Origin of the sequence: Enterobacter sp. JBIWA005, from assembly GCF_019968805.1 — a bacterium.
Taxonomy (GTDB): Bacteria; Pseudomonadota; Gammaproteobacteria; order Enterobacterales; family Enterobacteriaceae; genus Enterobacter; species Enterobacter vonholyi.
The window spans coordinates 206010-226687 of the sequence record NZ_CP074159.1; the positions used below are offsets into that span (position 1 = coordinate 206010).

At 56.0% G+C, this 20678-nt stretch carries 16 protein-coding genes and 1 riboswitch; of the genes, 6 read left to right on the forward strand and 10 right to left on the reverse strand.

Going from position 1 to position 20678, the window contains the following annotated elements; genetic code table 11:
• The first annotated feature begins 144 nt into the window (after positions 1 to 144).
• Positions 145 to 4173 (forward strand): DNA-directed RNA polymerase subunit beta, encoded by a 4029-nt coding sequence (gene rpoB, locus KGP22_RS00965; RefSeq protein WP_032644498.1) that lies wholly within the window; start codon positions 145 to 147, stop codon positions 4171 to 4173.
• A 76-nt stretch (positions 4174 to 4249) separates the two neighbouring features.
• A complete protein-coding gene (rpoC, locus tag KGP22_RS00970; protein WP_023309968.1) occupies positions 4250 to 8473 on the forward strand; it encodes a DNA-directed RNA polymerase subunit beta' in 4224 nt (1407 codons plus the stop codon).
• A gap of 58 nt (positions 8474 to 8531) precedes the next feature.
• Here rpoC and KGP22_RS00975 read toward each other — a convergent pair whose 3' ends face one another.
• The 10 genes from KGP22_RS00975 to rsd all read right to left on the reverse strand — a co-directional run bounded on the left by KGP22_RS00975 (position 8532) and on the right by rsd (position 17315).
• On the reverse strand, positions 8532 to 8849 hold the full coding sequence (locus tag KGP22_RS00975) for a PTS lactose/cellobiose transporter subunit IIA (protein ID WP_003862327.1): 318 nt from the start codon (positions 8847 to 8849) through the stop codon (positions 8532 to 8534).
• Positions 8849 to 9157, reverse strand: coding sequence for a PTS sugar transporter subunit IIB (locus tag KGP22_RS00980; RefSeq protein ID WP_010425948.1), 309 nt, complete (start codon positions 9155 to 9157; stop codon positions 8849 to 8851). Before KGP22_RS00980 ends, KGP22_RS00975 begins: the two co-directional genes overlap by 1 nt.
• Before the next feature lie 180 nt (positions 9158 to 9337).
• On the reverse strand, positions 9338 to 10879 hold the full coding sequence (locus tag KGP22_RS00985) for a sensor domain-containing diguanylate cyclase (protein WP_115877033.1): 1542 nt from the start codon (positions 10877 to 10879) through the stop codon (positions 9338 to 9340).
• A gap of 336 nt (positions 10880 to 11215) precedes the next feature.
• Positions 11216 to 12343, reverse strand: a complete 1128-nt coding sequence (gene thiH / locus KGP22_RS00990) for a 2-iminoacetate synthase ThiH (protein ID WP_223580938.1) — start codon at positions 12341 to 12343, stop codon at positions 11216 to 11218.
• Positions 12340 to 13110 (reverse strand): thiazole synthase, encoded by a 771-nt coding sequence (thiG, locus tag KGP22_RS00995; protein WP_111966108.1) that lies wholly within the window; start codon positions 13108 to 13110, stop codon positions 12340 to 12342. The genes thiH and thiG overlap by 4 nt, the downstream gene beginning before the upstream one ends.
• Position 13111: 1 nt before the next feature.
• The gene (gene thiS / locus KGP22_RS01000; protein WP_223580939.1) at positions 13112 to 13312 is read right to left on the reverse strand and encodes a sulfur carrier protein ThiS; all 201 of its coding nucleotides are present in this window, start codon (positions 13310 to 13312) and stop codon (positions 13112 to 13114) included.
• Complete coding sequence (locus tag KGP22_RS01005; RefSeq protein WP_223580941.1) at positions 13296 to 14051, reverse strand: HesA/MoeB/ThiF family protein; 756 nt, start codon at positions 14049 to 14051, stop codon at positions 13296 to 13298. Before KGP22_RS01005 ends, thiS begins: the two co-directional genes overlap by 17 nt.
• On the reverse strand, positions 14038 to 14679 hold the full coding sequence (gene thiE / locus KGP22_RS01010; RefSeq protein ID WP_127729204.1) for a thiamine phosphate synthase: 642 nt from the start codon (positions 14677 to 14679) through the stop codon (positions 14038 to 14040). The genes KGP22_RS01005 and thiE overlap by 14 nt, the downstream gene beginning before the upstream one ends.
• A complete protein-coding gene (gene thiC, locus KGP22_RS01015; RefSeq protein ID WP_223580943.1) occupies positions 14679 to 16574 on the reverse strand; it encodes a phosphomethylpyrimidine synthase ThiC in 1896 nt (631 codons plus the stop codon). The genes thiE and thiC overlap by 1 nt, the downstream gene beginning before the upstream one ends.
• An 80-nt stretch (positions 16575 to 16654) precedes the next feature.
• Positions 16655 to 16763: riboswitch (TPP riboswitch) on the reverse strand.
• A gap of 54 nt (positions 16764 to 16817) precedes the next feature.
• Positions 16818 to 17315 carry a sigma D regulator gene (rsd, locus tag KGP22_RS01020; protein WP_223580945.1) on the reverse strand — a complete coding sequence of 166 codons (498 nt, stop codon included), beginning with the start codon at positions 17313 to 17315 and terminating at the stop codon, positions 16818 to 16820.
• 95 nt (positions 17316 to 17410) lie between these two features.
• On the opposite strand from rsd, the gene nudC reads away from it, so the two are divergent.
• Genes nudC through KGP22_RS01040 form a run of 4 tightly spaced genes read left to right on the forward strand, consistent with a single transcriptional unit; the run spans position 17411 to position 20600 of the window.
• Positions 17411 to 18184 (forward strand): NAD(+) diphosphatase, encoded by a 774-nt coding sequence (gene nudC / locus KGP22_RS01025; protein WP_223580947.1) that lies wholly within the window; start codon positions 17411 to 17413, stop codon positions 18182 to 18184.
• Positions 18185 to 18222: 38 nt separating this feature from the next.
• Positions 18223 to 19287, forward strand: a complete 1065-nt coding sequence (gene hemE, locus KGP22_RS01030; protein WP_029742041.1) for a uroporphyrinogen decarboxylase — start codon at positions 18223 to 18225, stop codon at positions 19285 to 19287.
• Positions 19288 to 19296: 9 nt separating this feature from the next.
• Entirely contained in the window at positions 19297 to 19968 is a 672-nt protein-coding gene (gene nfi, locus KGP22_RS01035) for a deoxyribonuclease V (RefSeq protein WP_223580949.1), read from the forward strand.
• Positions 19969 to 20009: 41 nt separating this feature from the next.
• Complete coding sequence (locus KGP22_RS01040) at positions 20010 to 20600, forward strand: YjaG family protein (RefSeq protein ID WP_008503468.1); 591 nt, start codon at positions 20010 to 20012, stop codon at positions 20598 to 20600.
• Positions 20601 to 20678 lie beyond the last annotated feature (78 nt).

Here is a 20678-nt window from a genome sequence, read left to right on the forward strand (position 1 = left end):
GTGTAAATCGCGACGAAATGATTTAAGCGTGATAGCAACAGGTATTGCGGAAAGTATTCAATTTTCCGATCCACAAAATGGTGTTGCACAAACTGTCCCTTCGTCGGACAGATGGGTCGACTTGTCAGCGAGCTGAGGAACCCTATGGTTTACTCCTATACCGAGAAAAAACGTATTCGTAAGGATTTTGGTAAACGTCCACAAGTTCTGGACATTCCATATCTCCTTTCTATCCAGCTTGACTCGTTCCAGAAGTTTATCGAGCAAGATCCTGAAGGGCAGTACGGTCTGGAAGCAGCCTTCCGCTCCGTGTTCCCGATTCAGAGCTATAGCGGTAACTCCGAGCTGCAGTACGTCAGCTACCGCCTTGGCGAACCGGTGTTTGACGTTCAGGAATGTCAGATCCGTGGCGTGACCTATTCCGCACCGCTGCGCGTAAAACTGCGTCTGGTGATCTACGAGCGCGAAGCTCCGGAAGGCACCGTAAAAGACATTAAAGAACAAGAAGTCTACATGGGTGAAATTCCACTCATGACAGACAACGGTACTTTCGTAATCAACGGTACTGAGCGTGTTATCGTTTCCCAGCTGCATCGTAGCCCGGGCGTCTTCTTCGACAGCGATAAAGGTAAAACACACTCTTCCGGTAAAGTACTGTATAACGCACGCATCATTCCTTACCGTGGTTCATGGCTGGACTTTGAGTTCGATCCGAAAGACAACCTGTTTGTCCGTATCGACCGTCGTCGTAAGCTGCCTGCAACCATCATTCTGCGTGCACTGAACTATACCACTGAGCAGATCCTGGACCTGTTCTTTGAGAAAGTGATCTTTGAAATCCGCGACAACAAGCTGCAGATGGAGCTGGTGCCGGAACGTCTGCGTGGTGAGACCGCGTCGTTCGACATCGAAGCCGACGGCAAAGTGTATGTGGAAAAAGGTCGCCGTATCACCGCGCGCCACATCCGCCAGCTGGAAAAAGATGATATCAAACACATCGAAGTTCCGGTTGAATACATTGCAGGAAAAGTAGCCGCGAAAGATTACGTTGATGAATCAACTGGCGAGCTGATCTGCCCGGCGAACATGGAGCTGAGCCTGGATCTGCTGGCTAAGCTGAGCCAGTCTGGCCACAAACGTATCGAAACGCTGTTCACCAACGATCTGGACCACGGTGCGTATATCTCTGAGACTATTCGCGTCGACCCAACCACCGATCGTCTGAGCGCGCTGGTAGAAATCTACCGCATGATGCGTCCTGGTGAGCCACCAACTCGCGAAGCGGCGGAAAGCCTGTTCGAGAACCTGTTCTTCTCCGAAGACCGCTACGATCTGTCTGCGGTTGGTCGTATGAAGTTCAACCGTTCTCTGCTGCGCGACGAAATCGAAGGTTCCGGTATCCTGAGCAAAGACGACATCATCGAAGTGATGAAGAAGCTCATCGATATCCGTAACGGTAAAGGCGAAGTGGACGATATCGACCACCTCGGCAACCGTCGTATCCGTTCCGTAGGCGAAATGGCGGAAAACCAGTTCCGCGTTGGCCTGGTACGTGTAGAGCGTGCGGTGAAAGAGCGTCTGTCTCTGGGCGATCTGGATACCCTGATGCCTCAGGATATGATTAACGCCAAGCCGATTTCTGCAGCAGTGAAAGAGTTCTTCGGTTCAAGCCAGCTGTCTCAGTTCATGGACCAGAACAACCCGCTGTCTGAGATTACGCACAAACGTCGTATCTCTGCACTCGGCCCAGGCGGTCTGACCCGTGAACGTGCAGGCTTTGAAGTTCGAGACGTACACCCGACGCACTATGGTCGCGTATGTCCAATCGAAACGCCTGAAGGTCCAAACATCGGTCTGATCAACTCCCTGTCCGTGTACGCACAGACTAACGAATACGGTTTCCTTGAGACCCCGTACCGTAAAGTGACCGACGGTGTTGTAACCGATGAAATTCATTACCTGTCTGCTATTGAAGAAGGTAACTACGTTATCGCTCAGGCGAACTCCAACCTGGATGACGAAGGCCACTTTGTAGAAGATCTGGTTACCTGCCGTAGCAAAGGCGAATCCAGCTTGTTCAGCCGCGACCAGGTTGACTACATGGACGTATCCACCCAGCAGGTGGTATCCGTCGGTGCGTCCCTGATCCCGTTCCTGGAACACGATGACGCCAACCGTGCATTGATGGGTGCGAACATGCAACGTCAGGCCGTTCCAACTCTGCGCGCTGATAAGCCGCTGGTTGGTACCGGTATGGAGCGTGCTGTTGCCGTTGACTCAGGTGTTACTGCAGTTGCTAAACGTGGCGGTACTGTTCAGTACGTCGATGCATCCCGTATCGTTATCAAAGTTAACGAAGACGAGATGTATCCGGGCGAAGCAGGTATCGACATTTATAACCTGACCAAATACACCCGTTCTAACCAGAACACCTGTATCAACCAGATGCCTTGCGTGTCTCTGGGTGAGCCAGTTGAGCGCGGCGACGTGCTGGCAGACGGTCCGTCCACCGACCTCGGTGAACTGGCGCTCGGTCAGAACATGCGCGTAGCGTTCATGCCGTGGAACGGTTACAACTTCGAAGACTCCATCCTCGTCTCCGAGCGTGTGGTTCAGGAAGATCGTTTCACCACCATCCATATTCAGGAACTGGCATGTGTGTCCCGTGACACCAAGCTGGGGCCAGAAGAGATCACCGCTGACATCCCTAACGTGGGTGAAGCTGCGCTCTCCAAACTGGATGAATCCGGTATCGTTTACATCGGTGCGGAAGTGACCGGCGGCGACATTCTGGTTGGTAAGGTTACGCCTAAAGGTGAAACCCAGCTGACGCCAGAAGAGAAACTGCTGCGTGCAATTTTCGGTGAGAAAGCGTCTGACGTTAAAGACTCTTCTCTGCGCGTACCAAACGGTGTTTCCGGTACGGTTATCGATGTTCAGGTCTTCACCCGTGACGGCGTTGAGAAAGATAAGCGTGCGCTGGAAATCGAAGAGATGCAGCTCAAACAGGCTAAGAAAGACCTGTCTGAAGAACTGCAGATCCTCGAAGCGGGTCTGTTCAGCCGTATCTATGCGGTGCTGGTTGCCGGTGGCGTTGAAGCTGAGAAGCTCGACAAACTGCCACGCGATCGCTGGCTGGAACTGGGCCTGACCGACGAAGAGAAACAGAATCAGCTGGAACAGCTGGCTGAGCAGTATGACGAACTGAAACACGAGTTCGAGAAAAAACTCGAAGCGAAACGCCGCAAAATCACTCAGGGCGACGATCTGGCACCAGGCGTGCTGAAGATTGTTAAGGTGTATCTGGCTGTTAAACGTCAGATCCAGCCTGGTGATAAGATGGCAGGTCGTCACGGTAACAAGGGTGTTATCTCTAAGATCAACCCGATCGAAGATATGCCGCACGATGCTAACGGTACGCCGGTAGATATCGTACTGAACCCGCTGGGCGTACCGTCTCGTATGAACATTGGTCAGATCCTGGAAACTCACCTGGGTATGGCTGCGAAAGGCATCGGCGATAAGATTAACGCCATGCTGAAACAGCAGCAGGAAGTCGCGAAACTGCGCGAATTCATCCAGCGTGCCTACGATCTGGGTACCGACGTGCGTCAGAAAGTCGACCTGAACACCTTCAGCGATGAAGAAGTGCTGCGTCTGGCAGAGAACCTGCGCAAAGGTATGCCAATTGCAACGCCGGTATTCGACGGTGCAAAAGAAGCTGAAATTAAAGAGCTGCTGCAACTGGGTGGTCTGCCAACGTCTGGTCAGATTACGCTGTTTGACGGCCGTACTGGTGAACAGTTCGAACGTCCGGTAACCGTAGGTTACATGTACATGCTGAAACTGAACCACCTGGTCGACGACAAGATGCACGCTCGTTCTACCGGTTCTTACAGCCTGGTTACTCAGCAGCCGCTGGGTGGTAAGGCACAGTTCGGTGGTCAGCGCTTCGGGGAGATGGAAGTGTGGGCGCTGGAAGCATACGGCGCGGCATACACCCTGCAGGAAATGCTCACCGTTAAGTCTGATGACGTGAACGGTCGTACCAAGATGTATAAAAACATCGTGGACGGCAACCATCAGATGGAGCCGGGCATGCCAGAATCCTTCAACGTACTGTTGAAAGAGATTCGTTCGCTGGGTATCAACATCGAACTGGAAGACGAGTAATTCTCGCTCAAACAGGTCACTGGTGCCGGGTTAACCCCCGGCACCAGATTGTGCTAACTCCGACGGGAGCAAATCCGTGAAAGATTTATTAAAGTTTCTGAAAGCGCAGACTAAAACCGAAGAGTTTGATGCGATCAAAATTGCTCTGGCTTCGCCAGACATGATCCGTTCATGGTCTTTCGGTGAAGTTAAAAAGCCGGAAACCATCAACTACCGTACGTTCAAACCTGAGCGTGACGGCCTTTTCTGTGCGCGTATTTTCGGGCCAGTAAAAGATTACGAGTGCCTGTGCGGTAAGTACAAGCGCCTGAAACACCGTGGTGTGATCTGTGAGAAGTGCGGCGTTGAAGTGACCCAGACCAAAGTGCGTCGTGAGCGCATGGGCCACATCGAGCTGGCGTCTCCGACCGCTCACATCTGGTTCCTGAAATCTCTGCCGTCCCGTATCGGTCTGCTGCTGGATATGCCGCTGCGCGATATCGAACGTGTTCTGTACTTCGAATCTTATGTGGTTATCGAAGGCGGGATGACGAACCTGGAACGTCATCAGATCCTGACTGAAGAGCAGTATCTGGACGCGCTGGAAGAGTTCGGTGACGAATTCGACGCGAAGATGGGTGCGGAAGCTATTCAGGCCCTGCTGAAGAGCATGGATCTGGAGCAAGAGTGCGAGCAGCTGCGTGAAGAGCTGAACGAAACCAACTCCGAAACCAAACGTAAAAAGCTGACCAAGCGTATCAAACTGCTGGAAGCGTTCGTTCAGTCTGGTAACAAACCAGAGTGGATGATCCTGACCGTTCTGCCGGTTCTGCCGCCAGATCTGCGTCCACTGGTTCCGCTGGATGGTGGTCGTTTCGCAACGTCCGATCTGAACGATCTGTATCGTCGCGTTATCAACCGTAACAACCGTCTGAAACGTCTGCTGGATCTGGCTGCGCCGGACATCATCGTACGCAACGAAAAACGTATGCTGCAGGAAGCGGTAGATGCCCTGCTGGATAACGGTCGTCGCGGTCGTGCGATCACCGGTTCTAACAAACGTCCTCTGAAATCTTTGGCCGACATGATCAAAGGTAAACAGGGTCGTTTCCGTCAGAACCTGCTCGGTAAGCGTGTTGACTACTCCGGTCGTTCTGTAATCACCGTAGGTCCATACCTGCGTCTGCATCAGTGCGGTCTGCCGAAGAAAATGGCACTGGAGCTGTTCAAACCGTTCATCTACGGCAAGCTGGAACTGCGTGGCCTCGCCACCACCATCAAAGCCGCTAAGAAAATGGTTGAGCGTGAAGAAGCTGTCGTTTGGGATATCCTGGACGAAGTGATCCGCGAACACCCGGTACTGCTGAACCGTGCACCAACTCTGCACCGTTTGGGTATCCAGGCATTTGAGCCAGTCCTGATCGAAGGTAAAGCTATCCAGCTGCACCCGCTGGTTTGTGCGGCCTATAACGCCGACTTCGATGGTGACCAGATGGCTGTTCACGTACCGCTGACGCTGGAAGCCCAGCTCGAAGCGCGTGCGCTGATGATGTCTACCAACAACATCCTGTCCCCAGCGAACGGTGAACCAATTATCGTTCCTTCTCAGGACGTTGTACTGGGTCTGTACTACATGACCCGTGACTGTGTTAACGCCAAAGGCGAAGGCATGGTGCTGACTGGCCCGAAAGAAGCTGAGCGTATTTATCGCGCTGGCCTGGCCTCTCTGCATGCGCGCGTTAAAGTGCGTATCACCGAATACGAAAAAGATGAAAACGGCGAATTCGTTGCGAAAACCAGCCTGAAAGACACGACCGTTGGCCGTGCCATTCTGTGGATGATCGTACCGAAGGGTCTGCCTTTCTCCATCGTCAACCAGGCGCTGGGCAAGAAAGCGATCTCCAAAATGCTGAACACCTGTTACCGCATTCTGGGTCTGAAGCCGACCGTTATCTTCGCTGACCAGACAATGTATACCGGCTTTGCTTACGCAGCGCGTTCAGGTGCATCTGTTGGTATCGATGACATGGTCATCCCAGAGAAGAAACACGAGATCATCTCTGAAGCGGAAGCCGAAGTTGCTGAGATCCAGGAGCAGTTCCAGTCTGGTCTGGTTACCGCGGGCGAACGCTATAACAAAGTTATCGATATCTGGGCAGCGGCGAACGATCGTGTATCCAAAGCGATGATGGATAACCTGCAGACCGAAACCGTGATTAACCGTGACGGCGTAGAAGAGCAGCAGGTTTCCTTCAACAGCATCTACATGATGGCCGACTCCGGTGCGCGTGGTTCCGCAGCACAGATTCGTCAGCTGGCAGGTATGCGTGGTCTGATGGCGAAGCCAGATGGCTCCATCATCGAAACGCCAATCACCGCGAACTTCCGTGAAGGTCTGAACGTACTCCAGTACTTCATCTCCACGCACGGTGCTCGTAAGGGTCTGGCGGATACCGCACTGAAAACTGCGAACTCCGGTTATCTGACGCGTCGTCTGGTTGACGTTGCGCAGGATCTGGTTGTGACCGAAGACGATTGTGGCACCCTCGAAGGTATCACCATGACCCCGGTTATCGAGGGCGGTGATGTTAAAGAGCCACTGCGCGATCGCGTTCTGGGTCGTGTAACCGCGGAAGACATTCTGAAGCCGGGTACTGCAGACATTCTGGTTCCACGCAACACGCTGCTGCACGAGCACTGGTGTGACCTGCTGGAAGCGAACTCTGTTGACTCCGTGAAAGTACGTTCCGTTGTATCCTGTGATACCGACTTTGGTGTATGTGCGCACTGCTATGGTCGTGACCTGGCGCGTGGCCACATCATCAACAAAGGTGAAGCAATCGGCGTTATCGCGGCACAGTCCATCGGTGAGCCGGGTACACAGCTGACGATGCGTACGTTCCACATCGGTGGTGCGGCATCTCGTGCGGCTGCTGAATCCAGCATCCAGGTGAAAAACAAAGGTAGCATCAAGCTCAGCAACGCGAAGTCTGTTGTTAACTCCGCAGGCAAGCTGGTTGTGACCTCTCGTAACACCGAGCTGAAGCTGATCGACGAATTCGGTCGTACCAAAGAGAGCTATAAAGTGCCTTACGGTGCGGTTATGGCGAAAGGTGATGGCGAGCAGGTTGCCGGCGGTGAAACCGTTGCAAACTGGGATCCACACACCATGCCGGTTATCACCGAAGTAAGTGGTTTCATCCGCTTCACTGACATGATCGACGGCCAGACCATTACTCGTCAGACGGACGAGCTGACTGGTCTGTCTTCTCTGGTGGTTCTGGATTCTGCTGAACGTACTACCGGTGGTAAAGATCTGCGTCCTGCACTGAAAATCGTTGATGCTCAGGGTAACGACGTTCTGATCCCGGGTACCGACATGCCTGCGCAGTACTTCCTGCCGGGTAAAGCGATCGTTCAGCTGGAAGATGGCATTCAGATCGGTGCGGGTGATGCTCTGGCGCGTATTCCACAGGAATCCAGCGGTACCAAGGACATCACCGGTGGTCTGCCACGCGTTGCGGACCTGTTCGAAGCACGTCGTCCGAAAGAGCCTGCAATCCTGGCTGAAATCAGCGGTATCATCTCCTTCGGTAAAGAGACCAAAGGGAAGCGCCGTCTGGTTATCACTCCAGTAGATGGCAGCGAACCGTACGAAGAGATGATTCCTAAGTGGCGTCAGCTCAACGTGTTCGAAGGTGAACGTGTAGAACGTGGTGACGTGGTTTCCGATGGTCCAGAAGCTCCGCACGACATTCTGCGTCTTCGTGGCGTACACGCAGTAACGCGTTACATCACCAACGAAGTACAGGACGTTTACCGTCTGCAGGGCGTTAAGATTAACGATAAGCACATCGAAGTTATCGTTCGTCAGATGCTGCGTAAAGCAACCATCGAAAACGCAGGCAGCTCCGAGTTCCTGGAAGGCGAGCAGGTTGAATACTCACGCGTCAAGATCGCTAACCGCGAACTGGAAGCGAACGGCAAAATCGGTGCGACCTTCTCGCGCGATCTGCTGGGTATCACCAAAGCGTCTCTGGCAACCGAGTCCTTCATCTCTGCAGCATCGTTCCAGGAAACGACTCGTGTCCTGACCGAAGCCGCTGTTGCAGGTAAACGTGATGAACTGCGCGGTCTGAAAGAGAACGTCATCGTGGGTCGTCTGATCCCGGCTGGTACCGGTTATGCGTACCATCAGGATCGTATGCGTCGTCGTGCTGCGGGCGAACTGCCAGCTGCACCGCAGGTGACTGCTGAAGATGCATCCGCGAGCCTGGCAGAACTGCTGAACGCAGGTCTGGGCGGTTCCGACAACGAGTAATCGTTGATGCCGTAAATAAAAAACCCGCCTCGGCGGGTTTTTTTACATCTGCATGTATTCAATTCACCAACGGGATCCGACGATAAAGCTCAATCATATCGCCCGCCAGATCCTGAATGACCATGGCGTTCATCAGGTGATCCTGCGAGTGGACGGTGATCAGGTTAACCGGAAGCTTCCCGGTCCCCTCATCAAGACCGATAAGCTGCGTCTGTATAGTGTGCGCATGCTTCACATATTCACGCGACTCTTCCATCGCTTTTTCAGCTTCGTCAAAATCACCTTTACGCGCCATCTGTAACGCCGTCAGGGCTGCACTGCGCGCCGCGCCCGCGTTGACCAGCAGTTCCATAATCGTGGTTTCTAAGTCTTCCATTATGACTCCAGAAGTTTGAGCGCTTTTTCCAGTACGGCATCACCTTTCATCATGCCGTAATCCATCATGTCGATCACCGCGACCTTTTTACCCAACGGGTCGGCCTGCGCCTGGAGTTTAGCCTGCTCGTATTTAACCTGTGGCCCCAGCAATACGATGTCGGCCGTCGCGATGTTGTCTTTAAACTCCGCAACCGGAACGGCTTTAATGGTGACTTCAACTCCTTTTTTCTGCGCGGCGTCTTTCATACGTTGAACCAGCATGCTGGTTGACATTCCCGCTGCACAGCATAAAACGATGTTCTTCATAATCAGCCTCGATCTACATGTGTTTATTGATAATTATCCCGTGCAGACCGCTTCAACAACCGCTTTACCGCGATTGTGTGTCAGGCATCACAAAGAAACCGGTGATTTTCTGAAACCGGTTACAATTTTGCATTGTCAGGCACCCGGCCCGTGGAAACGGGCAGGGTGAAAGAGGCAGGATTAGCTGATGGACGTTCGGTTAATGCGGTTTTTGCCCTGCTGTTTGGCGCTGTAGAGGGCGTTATCAACGCTCCCGACAAATTGCTCCAGCGGTTCAAAATGCCACTCTCCAAGACCGCCGCTGAACGTAACCCGCAGGTTTTCTTCCCGCCAGACGCGCTTTTCAACGGCGGTACGCCACGCTTCCAGCAATGAGAGCGCGGAAGACATCTGCTCAGCCTGGAAGATTACCGCGAACTCTTCTCCACCATAACGGTAAATTGAGACGTGATGTGGCTGCATGATCTGAATCCCTTCGCGAGCCACGTTACGCAGAACAATATCACCGGTCAGGTGGCCCAGCGTGTCGTTAATTGACTTGAAGTTATCAATGTCTACCAGCGCCATCGCGAAAGGCTGTTGGGCATTCAGCAGCTCCGCGACATCGCTGTCGAACGCGCGGCGGTTTTTACAGCCCGTCAGCGCATCGTGAGTGGCCTGGCGAACATACGCCATTTCACGCTCTTTGTTGGACTGAATCGTGTGGCTCAGCATCGCTTCCAGGCGCGGCGCCTCGCTAACATCGCCAGTTTTGATGGCATTGATAATGTGCATCAGCACTGAACGCGAGGCGTGGCGGAGGTATAAGCCGAAGAGGATGATGATGATGGCGGCCAGCGCAAACCCCCAACCAACGATAGTTGTTTCGTGACGGGTAATATCGGTGAGCGTCTCGCCAGAGACCCGGTAGATGACAAACCAGTCCGGGTTGGTAAACGAGTAGTAGTAATACCAGGCGTTGCTTTTCTTGTCGTAAAGATGACCTTCGCCGCTGGTCATTTTGTCCATCAGCGCTTCGCTCACGTACTGTTTGAACAGCGCGCCGGTATCCGGATGCAGCACCACGGCACCATCGCGTTCGACGACGAAGAATTCCCCCTGAACGGGCGCCACCATCTGGCGCAGGGTGAAGCCCATAGACGTCAAATCGAGATGGAAAGCGAGCGTTCCCTTCAGTCTCCCTTCAGGCGAAATCAAAGGCTTATAGAGTGTTACCGTCGGATGGCCAGTGAAGTAGTCCATGTAGGGACGGGTATAGTGACTGAAGATACTGGCTTCCGCCTGAGCGACGAACCACGGGCGTGTCCGGGGATCGAAGGTTTTACTCGTCTCCGTGGGGAGCACCTCTGGTGCGCGAAGATAATGCCCCTGCGTGTCCGCCAGCGAGATGGAGGAGACGGTCGGCATCAGGTTCTGCAAATGCATCATCATCTGCAGCCCTTGCGTCGGGTTGACGTTGAGCGTCTCGTTTAGCCTGTCGTCGCGGGCAAAGTACATCGCGGAACGGCCCAGGATATAGTCGTTTTCACGCAGGATAGATTCGGTGTAGTTCACCGCCAGGTTATGCGTGAAGTTGCTATTGATCTTATGATAATCCTCAAGAAAATCCTTTCGTTGCGAAAGCGTTACCGCGATCGCGATCACCGCAAAACTGCAGAGGATCCCCGCAAAGCTGAGCATGATTGGCCGTGTAAAAGAGAGCTTTTTGCTGTGAAGTGCCATGAGCTGTACATCGTTCCTGATGGTGAATATTTTTCGTCTGCCGATATCCTCTCAGCATAGTCGCTGTCCTGCGGTTAGCGGTGAATTATACGGCGCACGATTTCTGACGAGATGATTTATCTTAAGAATCATTAAGAAAATACTTATTCATTTGCCGGGGGCAGTTTGTGAAATGAATCAGAAGCAGGGCGAAACGAGGAAGACGCTTTTCGCCCCGGTCAGCATCCGTTGCTGACCTTGCGACAATAAAAAACCGGACGATCGATGACAATCATCCGGTTTTGCCTTTTCGTAACGTCTCGACAAATTTCTATGATGTTGCTGTGCGTTTCAACGTCATTGCGAGGCCCTTCCCAGCCAGCTGTCCCAGTCTTTCCAGACAGGCTGAAGGCCCTGCGCCGTCAGGGCTGCGGCGACCGCTTCCGGACGTCGCCCGTCATGCGGCACAAACTGCTCCAGCTCCGGACGATCGTCGGCGTAGCCGCCAGGCTGCGTTTTGGAAAACGCGCTGACGTTGTTAATTGCAAGCGGGATAACGCGATCGCGAAACGCCGGGGACTCACGCGTTGAGAGCGATAATTCAACTTCCGGGGCGAGCAGGCGAAACGCGCAGATCGTCTGCACCAGCTGGCGTTCATCCATTAGCGAAGCCGGTTCGATCCCTCCCGCACAGGGGCGCAGGCGCGGGAAGGAGATGGAATAACGGCTCTGCCAGTAGTGCTGCTGGAGCCACAGCAAATGTTCCGCCACCATATAACAATCCACCCGCCAGCTGTCGGAGAGCCCGATCAGCGCACCCAGACCGATTTTGTCGATACCCGCGCGGCCGAGCCTGTCCGGCGTTTCCAGCCGGAAAAAGAAATCCTGTTTCTTACCCTTCAGGTGGTGCCGGGCGTACGTCGCCTCATGATAGGTTTCCTGGTAGACCATGACCCCGTCCAGCCCGAGGTTTTTGAGCTCTGCGTACTCCTCCTGCGACAGGGGCTGCACTTCCATCTGCAACGACGCAAACTGACGACGAATGGCGGGAAGGTGCTGACGAAAATAGTCCATTCCCACTTTTCCCTGATGTTCGCCCGTGACCAGCAGAAGATGTTCAAAGCCCATTTCACGAATGGCCGCACACTCCCGGGAAATCTCATCTTCATCGAGCGTTTTACGCTTGATGCGGTTGCTCATGGAAAAACCGCAGTAGGTGCAGTCATTGGCGCAAAGGTTGGAGAGATAGAGCGGCACGTAGAAGCTCACCGTGTTGCCAAAACGCTGGCGGGTGAGCCGCTGTGCTCGTTGGGCCATCGGTTCGAGGTACGCGATCGCCGCGGGAGAGAGCAGGGCCATCAGATCCTCGCGGGTCAGATGGCGGGCATGCAGCGCGCGCTCCACGTCAGCCGCCGTTTTGCTGTTGATGCGCAGGACAATGTCGTCCCAGTTAAGCTGCCGCCAGCGCTCGGTAAACGTGCTCATGAGATCGCCTCCAGAAAACCGGTTAGCGGGCTGGTGGCCTGCGCCTGGAAACTGCGCGAACCGGGGCCGGCTCCCCTTGCCAGCAGGCCAGCCTCTACGGCCATGCGGAATGCACGCGCCATCATGACCGGGTCGTCGGCAACCGCGATGGCCGTATTCACCAGTACCGCGTCAGCGCCCATCTCCAGCGCCTGCGCGGCATGGCTGGGCACGCCAATGCCCGCATCAACGACCACCGGCACGGTGGCCTGCTCGATGATGATCTCCAGCATCGCGCGAGTTTCCAGCCCCTGGTTGGAGCCAATGGGGGCCCCCAGCGGCATGACGGCAGCGCAGCCGACCTCTTCGAGACGTTTGCACAGAACAGGGTCAGCGCCGCAGTAGGGCAGGACGGTAAACCCTTGCTGCACCAGCTTTTCAGCCGCTTTTAGCGTTTCAATCGGGTCGGGCAGCAGCCAGCGGGCATCCGGATGGATTTCCAGCTTTAGCCAGCGGGTGCCGAGCGCCTCGCGGGCCAGCTGCGCGGCAAAAATCGCCTCTTCGGCCGTTTTGGCGCCGGAGGTGTTGGGCAACAGCGTGACGCCTGCTTCCAGCAACGGAGCCAGAATGGCATCGCTGTGGTGGCGCAGATCCACGCGCTTGAGCGCCAGCGTCACCAGCTGGCTGCCGCTTTCGCGAATGGCATCCACCATCAGCTGCGGCGAGGCGAATTTTCCGGTTCCGGTAAACAGATGCGAATCAAAAACCTTATCGGCAATACGTAACATCTCAGCCCCCTGCGATAACCTGAAACAGCAGGACCTGGTCGCCTTCATTGACCTGCTGATGTTCCCACTGCTCGCGCGGCAGGATCTGTTGATTGAGCGCCAGCGCCGTTCCCGGCTTGAGCTGACGCAGCTTGTCGAGCAGTGCGGCAACGGTAAGACCGGCTTCGCAGCTCATTGGCTCATCGTTAAACAGAATGCGCATCGCGGCCTCCACATACCGGGCAGCGGCTGGCGCGGCGTAACGCCAGCTGGCGCCAGCTGCTGGAGCGAGCATCAAACAGCCGCAGCGTATTGCGTTCCGTCTCCATGCCGCTGAGCAGCTTGATGGCTTCCAGCGCCTGCATGGTGCCCATTACGCCGACCACCGGACCCAGAATACCCGCCGTCCGGCAGTTGCGCGTCGGCTCGGCATCGTCCGGCCACAGGCAGCGATAGCAGCCCTGCGACCACGGCGGGGTCAGGACCATCATCTGCCCGCCGAAACCCACCGCGCTGGCCGTGATAAGCGGCGTATTATTTGCCACGCAGGCGGCGTTAATCGCCTGGCGCGTCGCCATGTTGTCCGTGCAGTCCAGCACCACGTCGGCCAGGGCGACCTCACGGCGCAGGCTTTCACCGCTGAGCCGATCCTGCAGGGCAATCAGCGCGATATCCGGGTTGAGCTGGTTCAGGCGCTGCCGGGTGATTTGCGCTTTCGGCTGGCTGATATCCGCGGTGGTAAAGAGGATTTGTCGCTGCAGATTGCTGAGGTGGACCTCATCGTCATCGGCCAGCACCAGCGTACCGATACCTGCGCCTGCCAGATAAAGCGCGGCGGGTGCGCCTAATCCCCCGAGTCCAACAATCAGCACCCGGCTGGCGAGCAGTTTTTGCTGGCCGTCGATGGCGATATCCTCCAGCAGGATCTGACGGCTGTAGCGCATAAAGTCACGATCGTTCATCGCCTGCTCCTGCCAGCTGTAACAGCTGTTCGGTGGCGGACCGCCAGTCTGCGGCCTGGGTGATGGCACTGACGACGGCGATGCTGCCGACGCCGGTCTCCAGCACCGCCGGGGCACGTTCAAGGCTGATTCCGCCGATGGCGACGGTGGGGTAATCGGCAAGGCGTTTAACGTGACTTGCCAGCTGCGTCAGACCCTGCGGAGCGGAGGGCATCTGCTTGGTTTGCGTCGGGAAGACGTGACCGAGCGCGATGTAAGAGGGACGGGCCGCCAGGGCCACGTCAATCTCCATGTCATCGTGCGTTGACACGCCCAGACGCAACCCGGCTTCACGGATTGCGCTCAGATCCGTTGTTTCCAGGTCCTCCTGGCCCAGATGCACGCCGTACGCCCGGTGCTTAACGGCCAGCCGCCAGTAGTCGTTGATAAACAGGCGGGCGTTATACCGGCGCCCCAGCGCGATGGCGGCAACCACATCGGCTTCCACCTCGTCATCGCGTTTATCCTTGATGCGCAGCTGGATCGTTCGAACGCCTGTCTCCAGCAGGCGCTCTATCCACGCCACGCTGTCCACCACCGGATAGAGCCCTAAACGGTAGGGGACGGGCGGGAAATCGGGCTGGTACATTACGCCTCCTCTTTTTTGAGGTAGATTTCGCCGCCTTTGGCGCGGAAGGTTTCAGACATGTCCGCCATACCGACTTCGATGGTTTGCGTGGCGGCGTAGTCGCGCACCTCCTGGCTGATTTTCATCGAGCAGAATTTTGGTCCGCACATGGAGCAGAAATGCGCGACTTTGCCCGATTCCTGCGGCAGGGTTTCGTCGTGGTAGGCGCGGGCGGTGAACGGGTCCAGCGCCAGGTTGAACTGGTCTTCCCAGCGGAATTCAAAGCGCGCCTTCGACATGGCGTTATCGCGGATTTGCGCGCCCGGATGGCCCTTGGCCAGATCCGCCGCGTGGGCGGCAATTTTGTAGGTAATCAGCCCTTGCTTCACGTCCTCTTTGTTTGGCAGGCCGAGGTGCTCTTTCGGCGTCACGTAGCAGAGCATGGCGCAGCCGAACCAGCCGATCATCGCCGCGCCAATGCCTGACGTGAAGTGGTCATAGCCTGGCGCAATATCGGTGGTCAACGGTCCCAGGGTGTAGAACGGCGCTTCGTGGCAGTGCTCCAGCTCCTCGGTCATGTTGCGGCGGATCATCTGCATCGGCACGTGTCCCGGACCTTCAATCATCACCTGCACGTCATACTCCCAGGCGATTTTGGTCAGTTCGCCCAGCGTATGAAGCTCGGCAAACTGCGCTTCGTCGTTGGCGTCACGGATGGAACCCGGGCGCAGGCCGTCGCCCAGTGACAGAGAGACGTCATAGGCGGCGCAGATCTCGCAAATTTCGCGGAAGTGTTCGTAGAGGAAGTTTTCCCGGTGATGGGAGAGGCACCACTTCGCCATGATGGAGCCGCCGCGCGAGACGATGCCGGTCAGACGCTTCGCGGTCATCGGCACGTAGCGCAGCAGCACGCCCGCGTGAATGGTGAAGTAGTCCACGCCCTGCTCGGCCTGCTCCAGCAGGGTGTCGCGGAACGCTTCCCAGGTGAGGTCTTCGGCAATGCCGTTGACCTTCTCCAGCGCCTGATAAATCGGGACGGTGCCAATCGGCACCGGGCTGTTACGCAGGATCCATTCGCGGGTTTCATGGATATAGCGGCCGGTGGAAAGATCCATTACCGTGTCCGCACCCCAGCGCGTGGACCAGACCAGCTTTTCCACCTCTTCTTCGATGGAGGAGGTGACGGCCGAGTTACCGATGTTAGCGTTGACCTTCACCAGGAAGTTGCGGCCGATAATCATCGGCTCGGATTCCGGGTGGTTAATGTTGGCGGGGATAATCGCGCGGCCGGCGGCCACTTCGTCACGTACAAATTCCGGCGTGATGTTCTCCGGCAGGCGCGCGCCAAAGCCTTCACCAGGATGCTGATAGCGCAGCACTTCGCTGCGGATACGCTCGCGACCCATGTTTTCACGGATGGCGATGAACTCCATCTCCGGCGTGACGATACCCTGGCGGGCGTAGTGCAGCTGGGTCACGCATTTACCTGCTTTAGCACGTTTTGGCGTCAGCAGGCCGGTAAAGCGCAACTCGTCCAGGCCGTCGTCGGCCAGGCGCTCTTTGGTGTACGCAGAGCTGAGCACGCTCAGCTCTTCGCAGTCGTTACGCGCGTCAATCCACGGCTGGCGCAGCTTTGCCAGCCCCTGCTGGACGTTGATGGCAACATCAGGATCGCCGTATGGGCCGGAGGTGTCATACACCGGCACGGCTTCGTTGTCTTCATACTGCGGATTCTGTTTGCTGCCGCCGATAAGCGTCGGGCTGAGCTGGATTTCGCGCATCGGGACGCGGATATCGGCCTGCGAGCCGGAAATGTAGATGCGTTTCGAGTTGGGGAAAGCGGTGCCTTCCAGCGTGTCGATGAAGTGTTGGGCCTGTGCGCGCTGTTCGCGGCGGGTCAGTTTTACAGTAGACATAGCTCATTCCAAAAGTGAAGGACATGGCTTGTCAGACGACGGATGAAGCAAGAGAGGATCGCCCGGGGGGGCGATACAACAGCAGTGTGACTCTTGTTCCCTTCGCAGGTATTAGCCTGATCAGGTTCCGCGGATCCCGAATTAACGGTCTCAGCCCGGCTTTCGCTCTGGGCACTCCGACAAGAAAAATCCCCCTCGTGAGAGGGGCGAATGGTTGTAAATTACTCGTTAACGATTAAGAACTCAAGCAGGGCGCGTGACGTTCTCTTCGTTACTGATGTTCAAATCATTGTCCAGGGCGAGAGAGATCAGCTTGTCTTCCAGCGTGAATCGCTCCTCCAGCGCTTCGCCGAGGTCGGATAGCGCTTTCTGGAACTCAAGATAGTTATCGTGATCGATGGCATTCTCGAGCGTGGAATCATAGTAATCCATGATCTGCTGGGTATTGGCTTCCAGCAGCGGATAGAGCTTGCTGGCCGCTAAATACGGCGTTGTCCCTTCCATTTCGCGGATAATGCGTTCATAAATATTGAAATGGCCGTCGGACAGATAGTCGACCAGGCCCTGACAAAAATCATCCAGCGCTTTTTCGTTCAGTCGCATAAACGATTCTTTGCCAGGCTTAATGCCGACCAGATTGTAATAAGCCACGAGTAGATGCTTGCGCACATGCAGCCAGCGATCCACCAGTTTGTTACTTCCTCTAACGCGCTCAGTCAGGCTTTCTAGCTGGTTTAACATGGTCGACTCCGCAAAGTGTAGGATTGAATCTGCTCATCCAGAATGTAACCACAATGCTAACAACATGTCAGTGAAGCGAAGGTAGTGCAATAGATATGGATCGTATTATTGAAAAATCAGATCTGGGTTGGTGGATCGTCAGCCACGAACAAAAATTATGGTTGCCCGGTGGAGAACTGCCCTACGGTGCGGCGGAAACGTTCGATCTCGTGGGCCAGCCTGCGCTAGAGATCGGCGAGTGGCAGGGTGAGCCCGTGTGGTTGATCCAGCAAGCGCGTCGTCAGGATATGGGATCCGTTCGCCAGGTGTTGGATCTGGACGTGGGCCTGTTCCAGCTGGCGGGGCGCGGCGTGCAGCTGGCGGAGTTTTATCGCTCGCACAAATACTGCGGCTACTGCGGTCATACCATGCATCCGAGCAAAACCGAGTGGGCGATGCTCTGCAGCCACTGCCGCGAGCGCTACTATCCGCAAATTGCGCCGTGCATTATCGTCGCTATCCGCCGGGATGATTCTATTTTGCTGGCGCAGCATACCCGTCATCGCAACGGCGTACACACCGTGCTGGCCGGCTTCGTCGAGGTGGGCGAAACGCTGGAGCAGGCGGTGGCGCGCGAGGTAATGGAGGAGAGCGGCATCAAAGTGAAGAACCTGCGCTACGTCACCTCCCAGCCGTGGCCGTTCCCGCAGTCGCTGATGACGGCCTTTATGGCCGAATATGACAGCGGCGAGATCGTTATCGATCGGAAAGAGCTGCTGGACGCGAACTGGTATCGCTATGAAGATCTACCGCTGCTCCCCCCAGCGGGTACCGTGGCGCGTCGGCTGATAGAAGATACCGTGGCGATGTGTCGGGCCGAGTATGAGTAGTGTTACACTGAGGCCATGACGCTTAAGGAACTGCAAAAATGACCGAACTGAAGAACGATCGTTATCTGCGTGCGCTGCTGCGCCAGCCCGTTGATGTCACCCCGGTGTGGATGATGCGCCAGGCGGGACGCTATCTGCCAGAGTACAAAGCCACGCGCGCGCAGGCGGGCGATTTTATGTCGCTTTGCAAAAACGCCGAGCTGGCCTGTGAAGTGACGCTCCAGCCGCTGCGCCGCTTCCCGCTGGATGCGGCGATCCTCTTCTCGGATATTCTGACCATTCCGGATGCAATGGGCCTTGGCCTGTACTTCGAAACCGGTGAAGGTCCGCGTTTCACCTCTCCGATCAAAAGCAAAGCCGACGTGGACAAGCTGCCGATTCCCGATCCGGAAGGCGAGCTGGGCTACGTGATGAACGCCGTGCGCACCATTCGCCGCGAGCTGAAAGGGGAAGTGCCGCTGATTGGCTTCTCAGGCAGCCCGTGGACGCTGGCGACCTATATGGTGGAAGGGGGCAGCAGCAAAGCCTTCACCATGATTAAAAAGATGATGTACGCCGAGCCGCTGGCCCTGCATGCGCTGCTCGACAAGCTGGCGAAGAGCGTTACGCTCTATCTGAACGCGCAGATTAAGGCGGGCGCGCAGTCGGTGATGATTTTCGATACCTGGGGCGGCGTGCTGACCGGGCGCGATTATCAGCAGTTCTCCCTGTATTACATGCATAAAATCGTCGACGGCCTGCTGCGTGAAAACGAAGGTCGCCGCGTGCCGGTGACGCTGTTCACCAAAGGTGGCGGCCAGTGGCTGGAAGCGATGGCGGCAACCGGCTGCGACGCGCTGGGTCTCGACTGGACCACCGATATCGCCGATGCGCGTCGTCGCGTGGGTGACAAAGTAGCGCTGCAGGGCAATATGGACCCGTCCATGCTCTATGCGCCGCCAGCCCGCATTGAAGAAGAAGTGTCGACTATACTGTCTGGTTTCGGCCAGGGGGAAGGCCACGTCTTTAACCTCGGCCACGGCATTCATCAGGATGTGCCGCCAGAACACGCAGGCGTTTTTGTGGAGGCGGTGCATCGGCTTTCTGCCCAGTATCACAAGTAAGGAGTCGTTATGGATCTCGCGTCGCTACGCGCTCAACAAATCGAACTGGCCTCATCGGTGATCCGCGAGGATTGTCTGGATAAGGACCCTCCGCAGTACATTGGCGGAGCAGACGTCGGATTCGAGCAGGGTGGGGACGTGACGCGAGCGGCGATGGTGGTACTGAAATACCCTTCGCTTGAGCTGGTGGAGTACAAGGTCGCGCGTATCGCGACCACCATGCCGTACATTCCGGGCTTTCTCTCCTTCCGCGAATATCCCGCGCTGCTGGCAGCGTGGGAGCAGCTTTCGCAAAAACCTGACCTGCTGTTTGTCGATGGACACGGGATCTCACATCCGCGTCGTTTAGGCGTTGCCAGTCATTTTGGGCTGCTGGTGGATGTGCCGACCATTGGCGTCGCCAAGAAACGCCTGTGCGGCGCGTTTGAACCACTTTCATCCGAGCCGGGTGCGCTGGCGCCGCTCATCCATAAAGGCGAGCAGCTGGCGTGGGTCTGGCGCAGCAAGGCACGCTGTAACCCGCTCTTTATCGCTACCGGGCACCGTGTGAGCATGGACAGCGCCCTCGCGTGGGTGCAGCGCTGCATGAAGGGCTACCGCTTGCCGGAGCCGACGCGCTGGGCAGACGCCGTGGCGTCTTCACGTCCGGCTTTTGTTCGTTGGCAGGAAATTCAGCGATGATTCAGGTAAACTGCGCCTAATTTTCGATTCGAGAGATCATCATGCTACAAAACCCGATTCACCTGCGCCTTGAAAAGCTGGAAAGCTGGCAGCACGTCACCTTCATGGCTTGCCTGTGCGAGCGCATGTATCCCAACTATGCCGCGTTCTGCAAGCAGACCGGCTTTGGTGATGGCCATATCTACCGCCGCATTCTGGATCTGATCTGGGAAACGCTGACGGTGAAAGACGCGAAGGTGAATTTCGACTCTCAGCTCGAAAAGCTGGAAGAGGCGATCCCGGTGGCGGATGATTTTGACCTGTACGGCGTCTACCCGGCAATTGATGCCTGCGTGGCGTTAAGCGAACTGCTTCACTCCCGTCTGAGCGGAGAAACGCTGGAGCACGCTATTGAAGTCAGTAAGGCATCTATTACGACCGTCGCGATGCTGGAAATGACCCAGGAAGGTCGGGAAATGACCGACGAAGAGCTGCGTGCGAACCCGGCGGTTGAGCAAGAATGGGACATTCAGTGGGAAATTTTCCGCCTGTTAGCAGAGTGTGAAGAACGCGATATTGAGCTGATAAAAGGGCTGCGCGCTGACTTACGAGAGGCTGGCGAGAGCAATATTGGTATAATTTTTAACCAATGAGACAATAAATCTTGAGATAACGCCCGTTTTGTCGCTCCTCGACTCTTCCCTTTCGCCCCTTGTCTGGTCTACATTTGG

Excerpts from the sequence above, each read along its gene's own strand:
- rpoB (WP_032644498.1), top strand. The coding sequence starts at position 145 with ATGGTTTACTCCTATACCGAGAAAAAACGTATTCGTAAGGATTTTGGT.
- KGP22_RS00975 (WP_003862327.1), bottom strand. The coding sequence starts at position 8,849 with ATGGAAGACTTAGAAACCACGATTATGGAACTGCTGGTCAACGCGGGC.
- KGP22_RS00980 (WP_010425948.1), bottom strand. The coding sequence starts at position 9,157 with ATGAAGAACATCGTTTTATGCTGTGCAGCGGGAATGTCAACCAGCATG.
- KGP22_RS00985 (WP_115877033.1), bottom strand. The coding sequence starts at position 10,879 with ATGGCACTTCACAGCAAAAAGCTCTCTTTTACACGGCCAATCATGCTC.
- thiH (WP_223580938.1), bottom strand. The coding sequence starts at position 12,343 with ATGAGCACGTTTACCGAGCGCTGGCGGCAGCTTAACTGGGACGACATT.
- thiG (WP_111966108.1), bottom strand. The coding sequence starts at position 13,110 with ATGTTACGTATTGCCGATAAGGTTTTTGATTCGCATCTGTTTACCGGA.
- thiS (WP_223580939.1), bottom strand. The coding sequence starts at position 13,312 with ATGCGCATTCTGTTTAACGATGAGCCAATGAGCTGCGAAGCCGGTCTT.
- KGP22_RS01005 (WP_223580941.1), bottom strand. The coding sequence starts at position 14,051 with ATGAACGATCGTGACTTTATGCGCTACAGCCGTCAGATCCTGCTGGAG.
- thiE (WP_127729204.1), bottom strand. The coding sequence starts at position 14,679 with ATGTACCAGCCCGATTTCCCGCCCGTCCCCTACCGTTTAGGGCTCTAT.
- thiC (WP_223580943.1), bottom strand. The coding sequence starts at position 16,574 with ATGTCTACTGTAAAACTGACCCGCCGCGAACAGCGCGCACAGGCCCAA.
- rsd (WP_223580945.1), bottom strand. The coding sequence starts at position 17,315 with ATGTTAAACCAGCTAGAAAGCCTGACTGAGCGCGTTAGAGGAAGTAAC.
- nudC (WP_223580947.1), top strand. The coding sequence starts at position 17,411 with ATGGATCGTATTATTGAAAAATCAGATCTGGGTTGGTGGATCGTCAGC.
- hemE (WP_029742041.1), top strand. The coding sequence starts at position 18,223 with ATGACCGAACTGAAGAACGATCGTTATCTGCGTGCGCTGCTGCGCCAG.
- nfi (WP_223580949.1), top strand. The coding sequence starts at position 19,297 with ATGGATCTCGCGTCGCTACGCGCTCAACAAATCGAACTGGCCTCATCG.
- KGP22_RS01040 (WP_008503468.1), top strand. The coding sequence starts at position 20,010 with ATGCTACAAAACCCGATTCACCTGCGCCTTGAAAAGCTGGAAAGCTGG.